The following is a 12,504-nucleotide window of genomic DNA, read 5'->3' as shown; positions in this document are numbered from 1 at the left end:
GAACACGAATTAAACTTCTTCACGTTCAAATGGCATAGACATACAACGAGGTCCACCACGGCCCCGAACCAATTCACTTCCGCGAATCTTAATCAAGCGAAGCCCGTATTCTTCCAAAATCTTGTTGGTTACGGTATTGCGGTCATACACCACTACCACACCAGGAGCGATAGTCAAGGTGTTAGAACCGTCATTCCATTGTTCACGTCCAGCTGCTACGATATTGCCGCCACCGCAACGAATCAAATGAACTTTTTCTACGCCAAGGTTTTGAGCCAGAAGTTCAGCCAAGTCACCTTTTTCTTCAACGATCTTCAGTTTTTCGTTTTCATAAGTAACGGAGTAAACGCGAAGGTCGCCTTCGATTTCTGGGTGAATGGTGAACTTGTCATAGTCAACCATAGTGAAGACAGTATCCAAGTGCATGAATTTACGGTTGTTAGCAAATTCAAAGGCCAATACTTTCTTGAAGCCAACATTCTTCTTGAAGATATTCACCAAAAGTTTTTCGATAGATGCTGCATCTGTACGTTGAGAAATACCAACTGCCAGTACATCTTTAGAAAGAACTAGCTCATCGCCACCTTCGATACGAGTATCTTCTTCACGGTTGTAAACCAATTCCACTTTTCCAGCGTATTCTGGGTGATATTTGAAGATGTATTTACCGTAAAGTGTTTCACGGTTACGAGTATCTGCAAACATGTGGTTGAGCGATACGGCATTACCAATGGTAGCAAATGGATCGCGTGTGAAGTAAAGGTTTGGCATTGGATCAATCGCAAATGGATAATCTGATTCTACCAAGTCAGTCAGACCCTTCGCTTCATCAGGAATTTCTGGCAATTCAGCTTTTTGAACCCCTGCCATTGTTTTTTCAACCAATTCTTGGTTGTCCTTGATACCATGCAGCAATTCACGAATAGCTTTCTTCGTTTCACGTCCACGAATATTTGCTTCTTCCAAATATTCTTCGATGAACTGTTCACGAATTTCTGGAGAAATCAAGGATTCAGCAGCCAATTTTTCGAGATAAAGAACTTCAATTCCTTCATCACGAAGAGCTTGAGCGAATGCATCGTGTTCTTTTTGAGCATCTTCCAAGAAAGGAATGTCATCAAAAAGAAGACGTTCTAGGTAGTCCGGTAGCAAGTTTTCCAGCTCTTTGCCCGGACGGTGCAACATAACTTTTTTCAGTTTTCCAATTTCTGAGAAAACATGAATTGGATGTGTAGACATCTATTGTCCTCCTTTTCGTTGAGGTTTGGTTTCCCAATCCCTTTTATGCTATTATTCTATCATGAATTGGAAAGGCTTACACCTAAAATCTTACATTATAAATGCCAAATCCTTTGCGTTTTTTATAAAACATTATCATATTTATTTACTTTAAAGCGTTTTCTTTGCATATTTTGATTGTTCTATTATTTTTAGGAATATATATTTTTTTGTAAAAAATATATGTTCAATTAATATCAGAATATGATCAGAAAAAACTTTTAAATGTGTAAAAATGTTTGAAAAAAGCCAATCAAATGATTGATTAGCTTCCTTCAAAATATCTCATAAAGTAATCTTTATTCTTAAATGTCAGTTTTTTATGCTCGTAGTCAATCACTTCTTCTTCTCTTAGTTTTTTTAGAACCTGATTGACTGTTTCACGTGTGGTGGCTCCTAACTTAGCCAACTCTTTCATACTCATTGGAAATGGAAGTGTATCCTGCTCTTTGCACAGATCCATGCATAAAATAGATAAAGACTGGGTTACACGGTCCGTCGCACTGGCTGAGACGACATTCCGTAAGCGCAATTCCTGAAATTCTAAAATCTGTGATAAACGCTTGGTGATAAACAACAGCTGATCAACATTCTTTTTTGAATAGTCTTCAAACAAATCCATAGGAATGCTGAAATATTCGACATTGGTGACCGCGCTAGCCGTATAATGATAACGCTCATCGAAAAACATACCTCCATATGGAAACACACTATTCATTTTAATATAATCCATATAAGAAAAAGTATCAGTTGAATCATACTGTTCGATACGAACATAGCCTCGATGCAGGAGGAAAAGACGATCCCTACGATCCCCTGAAAAAAAGATAATCTGTCCCTTGGGAATCTTGCGGAATTGAATCTCAATAGCAATCTTATCAAAAATTTCCACAGGAAAATGTGCAAATGCTGGATGTCGTCTAATAACCTGATAATGTTCCTTATTGATCATAATAACCCTTCTTGCTTGCTATTAGTATTATAGCATAAATCCGCTTACAGGCAGAAAACAGCCATTATAAAAATAAGAAAGCCTAGCAAAACTAAAAGACGTGCCCACTTTCTATTCATGGGTTTTCTATCCGCCTGGACTCTTTTCGGCAGATAATTTCCCATAATTATAAAAACCACACCAACGATCACAGTTGCTATTTTACGGATATCAAAGTCCTCGTCTAAGCCCCCATAGATAGTCGCCATATAGAGTAAGACAAAGCTAAAGGGAAAGATCCAGCGAATAAGGTGTTTAAAAGTGGGATTTAAGATATCTTTAGCAACAGTAGACCAATAAATCATAACTTCTAGCAGCATCATGACAATTGGAAAAGCAGAGATTAACAGAAACTTAGGTAAAAAGCTGTCTCCTTCCCCAGATAAGTCAAAGTGAATCGCTAGGCTATCTGGTAATTCTTGATAGACCCAGATGGCATAGAAAACTGGCAAGAGCATGACGCCAAGTGCCCATCCTAATTCTTGTAAACTATTTTTTTTCATTTTTGTTTCCTCCAAGAGATTGAAACCAGACAAGAATTTCTTCAAAAACAGTGACATCTAAGCTGTAATAAATAAAGTTCTTCTGCTTTTCTTCTATGAGTAGACCGGCTTTCTTTAGCTGAGAGAGGTGGTAGGATACCGTCGCAGGCGTCAGCTCAAAAGCTTGGGCAATTTCCCCTGCAGACTTCGGACCATGCTTGAGCATTTCCAGAATCCCCCTCCGAACTGGGTCAGCTAGAGCTTTAAGCGTTTGACTGATCCCCATGATTAGACCTTTCTTTCAGGTAAACTTTCAAGATTTTCTTGGTCAGAAAGACTAGTGCCACTACTTCTACCAAGAGCAGAGCTTCAACTGCAAGTGGCGGAAGAAAGCCTACCTGAGCCAGAGAAGGCGCTAAGTCAATCAGGGCGTGAAGTCCTAGCGCAGCTAAAAAATACACTGGAGCCTTCTCCTTGACCGCCTTCCAAACCCAGAAGGTCAGCAAGATTTGGATAAGAATAGCCAAGATCCGCTCAAGAGCCAAAAGATAGATGCTGCCAGCACTCATGGAACGGACATTGTCAATAACTGCTTGAGGAATTTGAGCCAGCATCTGAGCATTCCCCTGAGTCACTACTTGAGCTATAACCCAAAGGTTTAAGAGACTGACAATACCAACAAACAAAGCCTCAATACCACCATGCCCCAAGCCATAGGCCACACCATCCCCAAAGGTCAGTGGACGCTTCTTTTGCAGCCAGTAAAAGATGACCCAGCGACCTGTTTCTTCAAAAATAGCTGCCGCAGCAACAGTATAAAGAACGTATAGCCAAGGATTTTCCATCCGCAAAGCAATAGTCCCATCAGCCTGAGGCTGTAAAACGATACGATGCAAGATATTTTCCAGAACCTGACTAGACAGATAAAAACCAACTCCCCCTAAAAGGAAAACTAGCAGAGAAATGTGCTTGGTCTTTTTAAAATAAACCAAAGGAACAAGGACTGCCCCTAAAATCAGCAGCATAGCAATCAAGATATGAATGGAAATCATCGTTTTTCTCCTGAACTGTTTAGATTTTTTTCTAAATAGATTATACATCTTTCTTTTCTTTCTGTCAAATCTATTTTGATTTTTTTCTAAATAGATTTCAATCTAAAAGTCATTAAGCTTTACTGCAATTAAAAACCAAAAATACGCCCAGATTTTCATCTAAAGCGTATTTTTTCTGATTTCTATTAGATTAGTTCATATTAACCCGGTGCCACTCATTGATGATATAGGCAATTTGACCGACCTGATCAATACCAACTCCGCTGATCTCCTCACTGGCTTCTGTGCTGCCACCTAGATAGGCGGTATAAAGTGCCACAATATAGGGCTTCTCCTCCATGACAATAGCATCAACATTGAGAGCCTCTCTAACATACCCAGGCTTTTGGTAAATTGTCAAATCGTATAAATAACGTTTGTAATATTCACCAGGGAAGGAAACACCGATAAAATAAAGAATGTCCTTGTATTTTTCTTGGTTATTCCACAGATACTCCAGAACTTGAATATAGTAGTCCGTTGTTGTTTTATTTTCTCTGCTGATCGTCTTGACTTTAGCTTTTGACCGGCCATACCTTCCAAACATGCTGTAGGCCTTATCCATACCGCCTAGTCGCTCTGCTAGCGCATAAGCGGGCGTATTTTCAGAGTAGACCAAGGAATACTCCTGCATATCAGGAATAGACATGGCACCATTGAAGGCCGCTACATAGTTATCGTGCTCTCCCTTGTATTCATAGCTGGTATTGGTAATATCAAACCGCTCTTCCAGCGATAATTTTCCTGCTGCTACCTCATCAACAACCAACATATTAAGGGGAAGTTTATAGGTAGAGCCTGCTGTCATAGACTGGGTATCATTCATGGCATAAGTTTGCCCACTCGTCAGGTCTTTATAAGAAAAAGCAAGCTGCGAAGATTCAATTCCCATGTCATCCATGTAAGCCTGAATAACTTGTGGCAAGGTCATATTCGCATAATCGTAAGATAAGCCCAAGGCTTCCATGGTCGGAAGATCCTGCTCTATCACCTCTTGCTTCTCTTCCATTGTCTTGCTAGCACGCGCAGTCGCCTCAGACTTCGTTTCCTCTCCTTCTGTAGCCTGTGAAGAAGCGATTGATTGACCTGCTTCTGCTATCTTTTTATCGGCTCGCTGTGGTTCCACCAAAAGATCCAAAAAACAAATAAATAAGAAAACACCACCGAACCAGCAAGCCAGTTTCTTTATGTCATTTTTAATCAAAGTATTTCTCCTAATATTTTAGTATTATAAAAGATTCTCATTAAAATAACAAGTAGAAAGGGCAATTTAAGGGCATTTAAAAACGAATCATTGCGATCCGTTTTATAATTCTATTATTTAGCTGCTGCGTAGAGCTCATCTACTTTATTCCAGTTGATCACTGAGAAGAAAGCCTTGATGTAGTCAGGACGCACGTTACGATATTTCACGTAGTAAGCATGTTCCCAAACGTCCAATCCCAAGATTGGTGTCTTACCTTCTGAGATTGGTGTGTCTTGGTTCGCTGTTGAAGTTACTTCAAGCTTCCCTTCTTTGTTGACAACCAACCATGCCCAACCTGAGCCGAAACGAGTTGTTGCTGCCGCTGTAAAAGCTGCTTGGAATTCTTCAAATGAGCCAAATGTCGCATCGATCGCTGCTGCAAGTTCTGCTGAAGGAGCTGTCTTCTCAGGAGTCATCAATTCCCAGAAAAGAGCGTGGTTTAAATGTCCACCACCGTTGTTGATCACTGCCTGACGAATATCAGCTGGGATAGACTCAACATCTGCCAACAGTTTTTCTAAATCTTCACCAATTTCAGGATGTTTTTCAAGCGCCGCATTTACGTTATTCACGTAAGTTTGATGGTGCTTGTCATGGTGAAGGTGCATTGTTTCCTCATCGATGTAAGGTTCCAAAGCGTCGTATGCATAAGGTAGATCTGGTAAAATAATTGCCATTTACTTGTCCTCATTTTCTTTATTATTATACAAATCATAACGTAAAAACGCACATTTTTCAACTATTTTGCTTATAAATTTTGCTAAGTTTTTAGAAGTTTCCTGTTGCGATTTTCAGCAAGGCAAGGTCAAAAAGGTAGTCCTTGTCATAGAGGCCAGACTTGATTTGATAGTCCGTTTCAATCAAGCAGGTCAGGGTTCTTTTCAGAAAGTTGAGACTGAGCCCACGCGCATCCTTGAGTGCAAACTTGACTTGGAAGGGATTGATCTTGCGTCCAAGATAGTCTGATAAATCCGCCACGATTTGACTTTCAGATCGACCATTGTCCGCCAAAATTTTAACCTGAGTAAACATTCGAAATTGACCTAACATGATAGCAATCAACTTGATTTCATCTTCACCCTGCAAGGTCAGATCTCGCACCAAACTCCGTGCAGCATCAATTTGTTTCTGTAAAATCAGTTGGGTCAAATCAAAAATATTGTCCTGCAAGGTTTTAGGAATGGCCTCAGCGATGTCTTCTAAACTGATTTGCCCCGACTCCTTATAAGACTTCAGAAAAGCCAAGTTTTTACTGATTTCGCTAAAATGAAAGCCTGATTTGATCAGCAAGTGGTCAAAAGCCTTCGGAGCAAAGTCCAGACCTTCAAGCTGGGCCTGTTTGGCAAAATACTGGCGTAAATCTGCTTCCTTAATCTCAGCCGCTTCAAAAATCTGTCCGTCACGCTTGAGTATCTTAACTAATCTGCGTTTGCTGTCCAGCTTGCCTTCCGCGAAAATGACTAATTTGGTCGTGCTACTAGGATTTTCCAAATACTGCTCAAAGGACTTGAGTTCTTCATCCGATAAATAACGCTTTTTTGCTGTCGTTAGATCCGCAAAATGATCTAAAATAATAATCTTTTCATCCGCAAAAAAAGGCAAGCTGACTAAATCCAGTTCCACATCTGGATAAGGCGTTTCTTTCATATCAAACAGCATAAGATTCAAATCTGCTGGATCATAATGAATCTGCTTCAGAAACTCATCTTTTAACAACTCAAATTGCCCCAAGTCGTCTCCCGTTAAAATCGTTAAGGTCGGCAAATTTTCGGGAGTGATTTTCTTAATTTTTTCAATTGCTAACACAGTGGCACTCCCTTCTATTTTCTTGATTCTTAGTCATGTATAAATTGTAACAAAAAACAGCAGGAAAGTCTGCTGTTTTTCATCATTCTGATTAGAATATCAGGGACTAAAAGAATTGTCCCAACTGCATGATGATTGTGACCAAGAGGGTGATAAGAAAAAGAATGCCGCCTAGAACTGCAATCATACTAAACTCTTGCTTCTCTCTTTTCAACGGTTTTCTACGATTATCTAGTTGCTCGTTAATATGTTCCTGCAGAATTCCCTTTTTCTTCTCTGGCATGATTGTCCTCCCTTACTAAATCTGCATAAAGGAACTTGCCCTCATCGAAAGCAAGTTCTCATGTATCTGGTTAAAGAATGGCCTTATATTGCTCCAAACTAGCCTGATTAGCAGCCTGTTTCTGTCTAGCAAGTGCTGCTTCCATCTCTGATGAATGAGCAAGGACAGCTTGGATTTTTTCCACCACGCCTGAGACATTTTCTGGCGCATAAATGTGATCATCCGCAATAAATCGACGACTATGGCAAGTGTTTTTGAAGCTGAGAATCAACATGTTGTTCTCAAAAGCTGTGCGACATGCATTGAGGATTTCATCGCTGATATTGATATCTAGATACAAGTCACATCTCTCAAAAAGCTCTGCAACCTTGGCCGGACGAATATTTGGATAAAGCGAAACATTCGGATAACGATTGAGCCCCATTAAATGGCCAGACATTTCTGTGATGGCTCCAATATGGAAATGTACATTTGGTAGCTGAGTCAAGAGTTGCTCTATTTGCTCAAGCTGATCACTATTGGTCAAAATCAAGGCTTCTGGATTCATATTATTAAGACGCTGGTAATCATAAATATAACCAATATTGTGGAAATAGACTTTTTCTTCTGGTGTTGCCAAGCTTTGAATTTTCTCATATACCTGCCTATCCTGAACAGCGATGCGGATATTGCGATGAGGCATTTTCATAGCTACTTTCATATTTCCAGGTAAGGCTTCTCCGATAGGCTCTTGCCAGAAAAGAACATCTTCTGCACGACCATTTTTAGGACGAAGAGCGTAGGCCACCAAGAAGGGGGTTGCTAGAGAATTATAAATAATACGATCTGTATCATATCCACGATATTGCAGATAAAAGACGACAAATTCTTGTTTGGATTTAAAGATGTGACGCTTTCCTTCAAGTGTCAAGATGATATCACCAGTCAGATGATTTTCCATAATGACCACGACATTGTTCTGGTCAAAATAACGTGTATGGGTCGGACGTTGTGTCTGGTCGTAGGTTATTTGTGCGAAAAGCCGTCCTTTGCGATTATAGATATCTGCTGCTCGAACTTGCTCCTCTGTATCCAACCATTCGACAGCCCGCACACGTCTTTCATGCGTTGGTTGGCGATAGAAAATATTCGCACGCTTCTTGCCCATATCCAAGATTTCACCATTTACATTGCTGGAGCGAATCTCCCATAGATGCGGTTTGGGGACAAGATTAAAATAAATCGGCCGGCCTTCTGGCGTATCCAAATCTCCTGTAAAATAACTGTAAGGAGACTCGACATCTGGTGAAAGATAGCCATCATCTTGTACAACAACAACAGGACAATCAAGTCCTGTTGCTTTTAATGAACGTAACAAATCAAAACTTGCTTGATCATAGCGGTCAAACAAACAAATCATAGTGGTTATGCCTTTCTTTCTGAATCCTACTTAGTTGGTCTGAGCAGATCGAACTAGATCAGACCAGCGCTGGGCAATATGCTCATCAAGGTAAGGCTCAGCTATCTCGTAGGATACACGGGACAAATCTTCTTGAGAATGTTGAGTTAATAGCTGAACAATCTTTTCTGCGTACTCTGTCGTCATGGCATCTAGATCATCTGGACGAGCCTTAGGAATCAAGTAGCCATTTTCCCCATCACGGATAAAGGTTGGATTTCCATAACGAACATCAAAGCCAATGATGGGCAGGCCAGAGCCAACTGCTTCCAACAGAGTCAGACCAAAACCTTCACTTGTCGATGCTGCTAGATAAGCGGAATAATTCTTGTAAATATCCGTCATATGATGATGCCCCATCAGTCGAATATACTCTTCTGCTTGCAGATCCGAAATCAGCTTCCGCAGCATAGCTTCCTCACCACCTTTACCATAAATATCAAAGGTGATTTCCGGTAGTTGCTCATGCGCCTTCACCACAGAGTGAATCAGCCAATCGATATGCTTTTCACTGGCCAAACGAGAAGCTGTCATCAAACCAAAAGGCTTCCGCTGACCTTCTGGTCGGCGCAGCTGATCCAAGCTACCCACAGGAATAGTTAAAATATTCTTCGGCTTGATGTCGGTATATTGAGCAAACTGCTCTTTCAGAAGCTCTGTTTGAGCATCCGTCGAGTTGATAATGTAGTCCACTTCTTCTGCGTATTCAAATTGATACTCGTAGTAATTATTCCATAAGATATACTCTTTTTCTGCGGGATTTTCACTGAAGTGGTCTGCGTGAACGATGACAGCTAGTTTAGCAGCCCCCTTATTGGCGAAGATTGGCTGGCCAATATCTGTCTCTCGGTCTAGAATCAGTAAATCCTTATCTGTCAACTTCAAACTTCTCATGAAATGAGCAACAAACTCCTGCTTGGAGTAGAAGACCTGATCTGGAAAACGATAAACTTGCGTTTCTTGCTTACCGTCTACCTCATCGATAATCTCTTCGTAAGCCACACTACCGTCTTCATTGAGCCAAGTCCGTTGATAGAGACGAGCCCGACCATCTACAGGACTATAATACTCAATAAAGTTTTTAGTATAAGTATAATATTCTTTCTGAATGAGACAGCCACGCGAAACAATCTCTGCCCGCTCAATCAGTTCATTATCCATATCGCAAGAATAGCACGTTACGAAATCATTATCTCCAAACAAGATCCGAAATGTCTTATTCTCAGGATTACGGACGATTTCTAGAGGTTCTCTATCAAAACTAGCTAAGACTTGTGCTAGAGTGTAGGTCGTTGGAGCAATCTTAACATCTGTAAAATACTGATAGAGCCAAATGACCTCAGAGTCTTCAAAGCCGATATTCTTCGTCAAATGTTCAATATTATCGGCTGAAATAAAATCCATAAAGATGAATTTTGCCTCTAAGCCCACACTGCGAAGCAATTTTGCACGATAAATTTGTGCGTACTCAACCCCGCTGCTTGCCCAACCAATTCCTAGGTTGATGTTATAAATTGTCATAAACCATGTTCCTCTTACAAAAGATTATCTTTTTTTATTCTTGAAAGGCGTTTGATGATTTTTCCTTTCTTTTTTTTCCCTTTTTCTTTATCTTCGTCTTTAGACTTTTTGACAGGAGAAGTGAAGTAAGTAACGGGAACAGAGCTATCTGTACCTGTCTTAGCAAATGTTTGCTCAATATTTACAACTTCTTTTTGTGGAGCAGAGATTTCTACTGGAACTTCTTCCTCACCAAAAATATCTGATTCGTTTACTTCTTCTTCGTGCGCTTCAAGAGAAGCTTCATCAAATAAACTTTCAGCTTCAACTTGCTCATTTGAAGCCTCGTCTTCTTCCAAAGGTGTATCAAACAAACGCGTAGCTTCATCTTCCTCTAAAGGAGTATCAAATATGCTTGCAAATTCGTCGTCTTCCGAAGCTTCCTCGATTAGACTTGCGATGTCAATTTGACCCTCTAAAGTTTCTTCGTCTAGAATCTGACCAATTTGACTAAGAAGCTCTTTGATCTTTTCCTTTTGCGCCTTATAAAGTTGTTCCGTTTCAAGACGTTTTTTCGTCAATTCATCGATTTCTTCAAGGATAGACGATCTTACTTGTAAGAAGTCTTTCTGAGCTTTTTCTAGAACCTCTTGAGCCTCTTTTTCTGCCTTTTCATGTGCTTCAATAATCAGCGATTTAGCATAAACGACAGCTTCACCGATTTCTCTTTCTTGGTTCTTTAAAGCATCAATTTTTTTACGTAAAGATTCAATTTTCTCATTCTTTTTACGAATTTCACTATCAAATCCTTCTTCTAGCGATTCAATGTATTCTTCAACTTCCTTGGCACGATAGTTACCAAATAGGGTCTTTTTAAGTCTCATTCTGCTCCCTCTATTCTTCATTTATTCTAATTATATACTATCTTATCAATTGTAGCATAAAATGACGCTTATTACCATTGTTTTATAAGTCTCCGAGCAAAAAAATCAGGATACTNCCGGAGCAAATAAAAGTCTATTTACCCGCTAGTTCTATGGTTCTCTTAGTTTTGTAGCCTTATTCTTTTATAAGCAAAAACACCTGAATAGATGACATATAATCCATTCAGGTATTTTCATAAAAGGTAACTAGATGTAAAATCATCTAGTTTAGAAATTGAGATCTACCCAGCTAAGAGGTGTATAGCCAAGAAGCTCAACGCCATCATATTCTACTGTTTTAACGATCTCTTGAATATTCGTTTTTAGCTCTTCTATTGATCGGCTGTCTGACTCATCTAATACTAGATCATCTTCCACAATAAATAGTGGCTTTTGATAGCGGTCATAAAGATTATTCATAGCTAGGCGAAGACCTACAGGATCAATTGGATTCTTATTGGTATTATTATAGCCATATTTATTGATAAAGACTTCTTGAGAATTACTAGATGCATGGTAACTAAAGCTAACAAAATCAACCTTTCCGACTCGTAAGTCAAAGAAGTCATCATTTTCAATATCTAAAGCAATCTGCTCACGTTCTAAACGGCGCAAGAAATGGTTTGGATAAGAACCACGAACTTGTACATCTGTAAAAACGTAGTTTTCACGGTTCTTAACTTCTGCTTCCATCGCATCAATCGCACTATCTAGATTTTGACTATAGTTACGACTGACTACCAACATGCCACCAAATTGAAATTCTGGATTGATTGATTTTCCAAGCTTAACAGCACGTGCCGAAGCGACCAATTGATAGTGAGCCGCCTGCCAGATTCGTTGGTTCCGATTTTCTCCATCTTCAAAAGACAGACCGCCACCAAGATATGGTAAATGATGTAAAATATTAAATTCATTAAAGGTAATCCAATATCTTACCTTGTCTTTAAAATGTCTGAAAACAGCTTCTGTATAATGCTCATAAAGTTCAATCATCTTGCGGCTCTTCCACGCACTGTATTTTTCATACAGATGAAGAGGAAGATCGAAATGACTTAAAGTTACAATCGGTTCAATGTCCTTTTGCAACACTTGATCAATGATAGCTTCATAATATTTCAAACCTTCTTCACTTGGCTGCCCTTCTTCTCCAGTTGGGAAAATGCGCGCCCAAGAAATAGAAATTCTATAAACATTGAAGCCCATTGATTGAATCATATTCAAATCACTAACATAATCCGGTTGACTCGCTAAAGTAAATTGCCCCAGAAGATCATAGGCGCCTATTGGTACCTTTTTGTAGTTGATTTCCCCTGTCAGTACTCCTATACGTGGTTCACTAATTGGTAATACATCCGTCGTTCCCAAACCTTTATTGCTGTTGGGCATCGTATTTCTAATCATAATGACTCCTTTTGATTTTGTGAATATATATGGATACTATTGTATCCTCTAGTATCTTTAAA

13 protein-coding genes are annotated in these 12,504 nt (G+C 39.6%); all 13 read right to left on the bottom strand.

From position 1 onward, the window contains the following. Positions 1–9: 9 nt before the first annotated feature. On the bottom strand, positions 10–1,239 hold the full coding sequence (gene arcA / locus D8872_RS00785) for an arginine deiminase (protein ID WP_005590767.1): 1,230 nt from the start codon (positions 1,237–1,239) through the stop codon (positions 10–12). A gap of 304 nt (positions 1,240–1,543) precedes the next feature. Beyond that, positions 1,544–2,230 (bottom strand): Crp/Fnr family transcriptional regulator, encoded by a 687-nt coding sequence (locus D8872_RS00780; RefSeq protein WP_125389616.1) that lies wholly within the window; start codon positions 2,228–2,230, stop codon positions 1,544–1,546. Positions 2,231–2,274: 44 nt separating this feature from the next. Beyond that, a complete protein-coding gene (locus D8872_RS00775; RefSeq protein WP_125389615.1) occupies positions 2,275–2,772 on the bottom strand; it encodes a DUF1648 domain-containing protein in 498 nt (165 codons plus the stop codon). Then, positions 2,759–3,037, bottom strand: coding sequence for an autorepressor SdpR family transcription factor (locus D8872_RS00770; protein WP_125389614.1), 279 nt, complete (start codon positions 3,035–3,037; stop codon positions 2,759–2,761). Before D8872_RS00770 ends, D8872_RS00775 begins: the two co-directional genes overlap by 14 nt. Further along, positions 3,015–3,803: a YhfC family intramembrane metalloprotease gene (locus D8872_RS00765; RefSeq protein ID WP_125389613.1), complete on the bottom strand. Its 789-nt coding sequence runs from the start codon at positions 3,801–3,803 to the stop codon at positions 3,015–3,017. The genes D8872_RS00770 and D8872_RS00765 overlap by 23 nt, the downstream gene beginning before the upstream one ends. Positions 3,804–3,993: 190 nt before the next feature. After that, positions 3,994–5,046 (bottom strand): serine hydrolase, encoded by a 1,053-nt coding sequence (locus D8872_RS00760; RefSeq protein ID WP_125389612.1) that lies wholly within the window; start codon positions 5,044–5,046, stop codon positions 3,994–3,996. 113 nt (positions 5,047–5,159) lie between these two features. Continuing rightward, positions 5,160–5,765: a superoxide dismutase SodA gene (gene sodA / locus D8872_RS00755; RefSeq protein ID WP_062005403.1), complete on the bottom strand. Its 606-nt coding sequence runs from the start codon at positions 5,763–5,765 to the stop codon at positions 5,160–5,162. A gap of 91 nt (positions 5,766–5,856) precedes the next feature. Next, a complete protein-coding gene (holA, locus tag D8872_RS00750) occupies positions 5,857–6,894 on the bottom strand; it encodes a DNA polymerase III subunit delta (protein ID WP_125389611.1) in 1,038 nt (345 codons plus the stop codon). A 106-nt stretch (positions 6,895–7,000) separates the two neighbouring features. Continuing rightward, positions 7,001–7,177, bottom strand: coding sequence for a hypothetical protein (locus tag D8872_RS00745; RefSeq protein ID WP_048764492.1), 177 nt, complete (start codon positions 7,175–7,177; stop codon positions 7,001–7,003). A 70-nt stretch (positions 7,178–7,247) separates the two neighbouring features. Then, positions 7,248–8,576, bottom strand: coding sequence for an accessory Sec system glycosylation chaperone GtfB (gtfB, locus tag D8872_RS00740; RefSeq protein ID WP_125389610.1), 1,329 nt, complete (start codon positions 8,574–8,576; stop codon positions 7,248–7,250). 30 nt (positions 8,577–8,606) lie between these two features. Then, positions 8,607–10,136, bottom strand: a complete 1,530-nt coding sequence (gene gtfA, locus D8872_RS00735) for an accessory Sec system glycosyltransferase GtfA (RefSeq protein WP_125389609.1) — start codon at positions 10,134–10,136, stop codon at positions 8,607–8,609. A 14-nt stretch (positions 10,137–10,150) separates the two neighbouring features. After that, a complete protein-coding gene (locus D8872_RS00730) occupies positions 10,151–10,999 on the bottom strand; it encodes a hypothetical protein (protein ID WP_048764705.1) in 849 nt (282 codons plus the stop codon). 267 nt (positions 11,000–11,266) lie between these two features. Then, a complete protein-coding gene (locus D8872_RS00725; RefSeq protein ID WP_125389608.1) occupies positions 11,267–12,442 on the bottom strand; it encodes a family 1 glycosylhydrolase in 1,176 nt (391 codons plus the stop codon). Positions 12,443–12,504 lie beyond the last annotated feature (62 nt).

It is taken from the genome of Streptococcus cristatus, assembly GCF_003943815.1.
Classification (GTDB): domain Bacteria; phylum Bacillota; class Bacilli; order Lactobacillales; family Streptococcaceae; genus Streptococcus; species Streptococcus cristatus_F.
The sequence above is the reverse complement of the archived record's forward strand: the minus strand, read 5'-3'. Positions and strand labels throughout refer to the sequence as shown.

Coding starts and splice junctions, on each gene's coding strand:
- arcA (WP_005590767.1), bottom strand. CDS start 1,239: ATGTCTACACATCCAATTCATGTTTTCTCAGAAATTGGAAAACTGAAA.
- D8872_RS00780 (WP_125389616.1), bottom strand. CDS start 2,230: ATGATCAATAAGGAACATTATCAGGTTATTAGACGACATCCAGCATTT.
- D8872_RS00775 (WP_125389615.1), bottom strand. CDS start 2,772: ATGAAAAAAAATAGTTTACAAGAATTAGGATGGGCACTTGGCGTCATG.
- D8872_RS00770 (WP_125389614.1), bottom strand. CDS start 3,037: ATGGGGATCAGTCAAACGCTTAAAGCTCTAGCTGACCCAGTTCGGAGG.
- D8872_RS00765 (WP_125389613.1), bottom strand. CDS start 3,803: ATGATTTCCATTCATATCTTGATTGCTATGCTGCTGATTTTAGGGGCA.
- sodA (WP_062005403.1), bottom strand. CDS start 5,765: ATGGCAATTATTTTACCAGATCTACCTTATGCATACGACGCTTTGGAA.
- D8872_RS00745 (WP_048764492.1), bottom strand. CDS start 7,177: ATGCCAGAGAAGAAAAAGGGAATTCTGCAGGAACATATTAACGAGCAA.
- gtfB (WP_125389610.1), bottom strand. CDS start 8,576: ATGATTTGTTTGTTTGACCGCTATGATCAAGCAAGTTTTGATTTGTTA.
- gtfA (WP_125389609.1), bottom strand. CDS start 10,136: ATGACAATTTATAACATCAACCTAGGAATTGGTTGGGCAAGCAGCGGG.
- D8872_RS00730 (WP_048764705.1), bottom strand. CDS start 10,999: ATGAGACTTAAAAAGACCCTATTTGGTAACTATCGTGCCAAGGAAGTT.
- D8872_RS00725 (WP_125389608.1), bottom strand. CDS start 12,442: ATGATTAGAAATACGATGCCCAACAGCAATAAAGGTTTGGGAACGACG.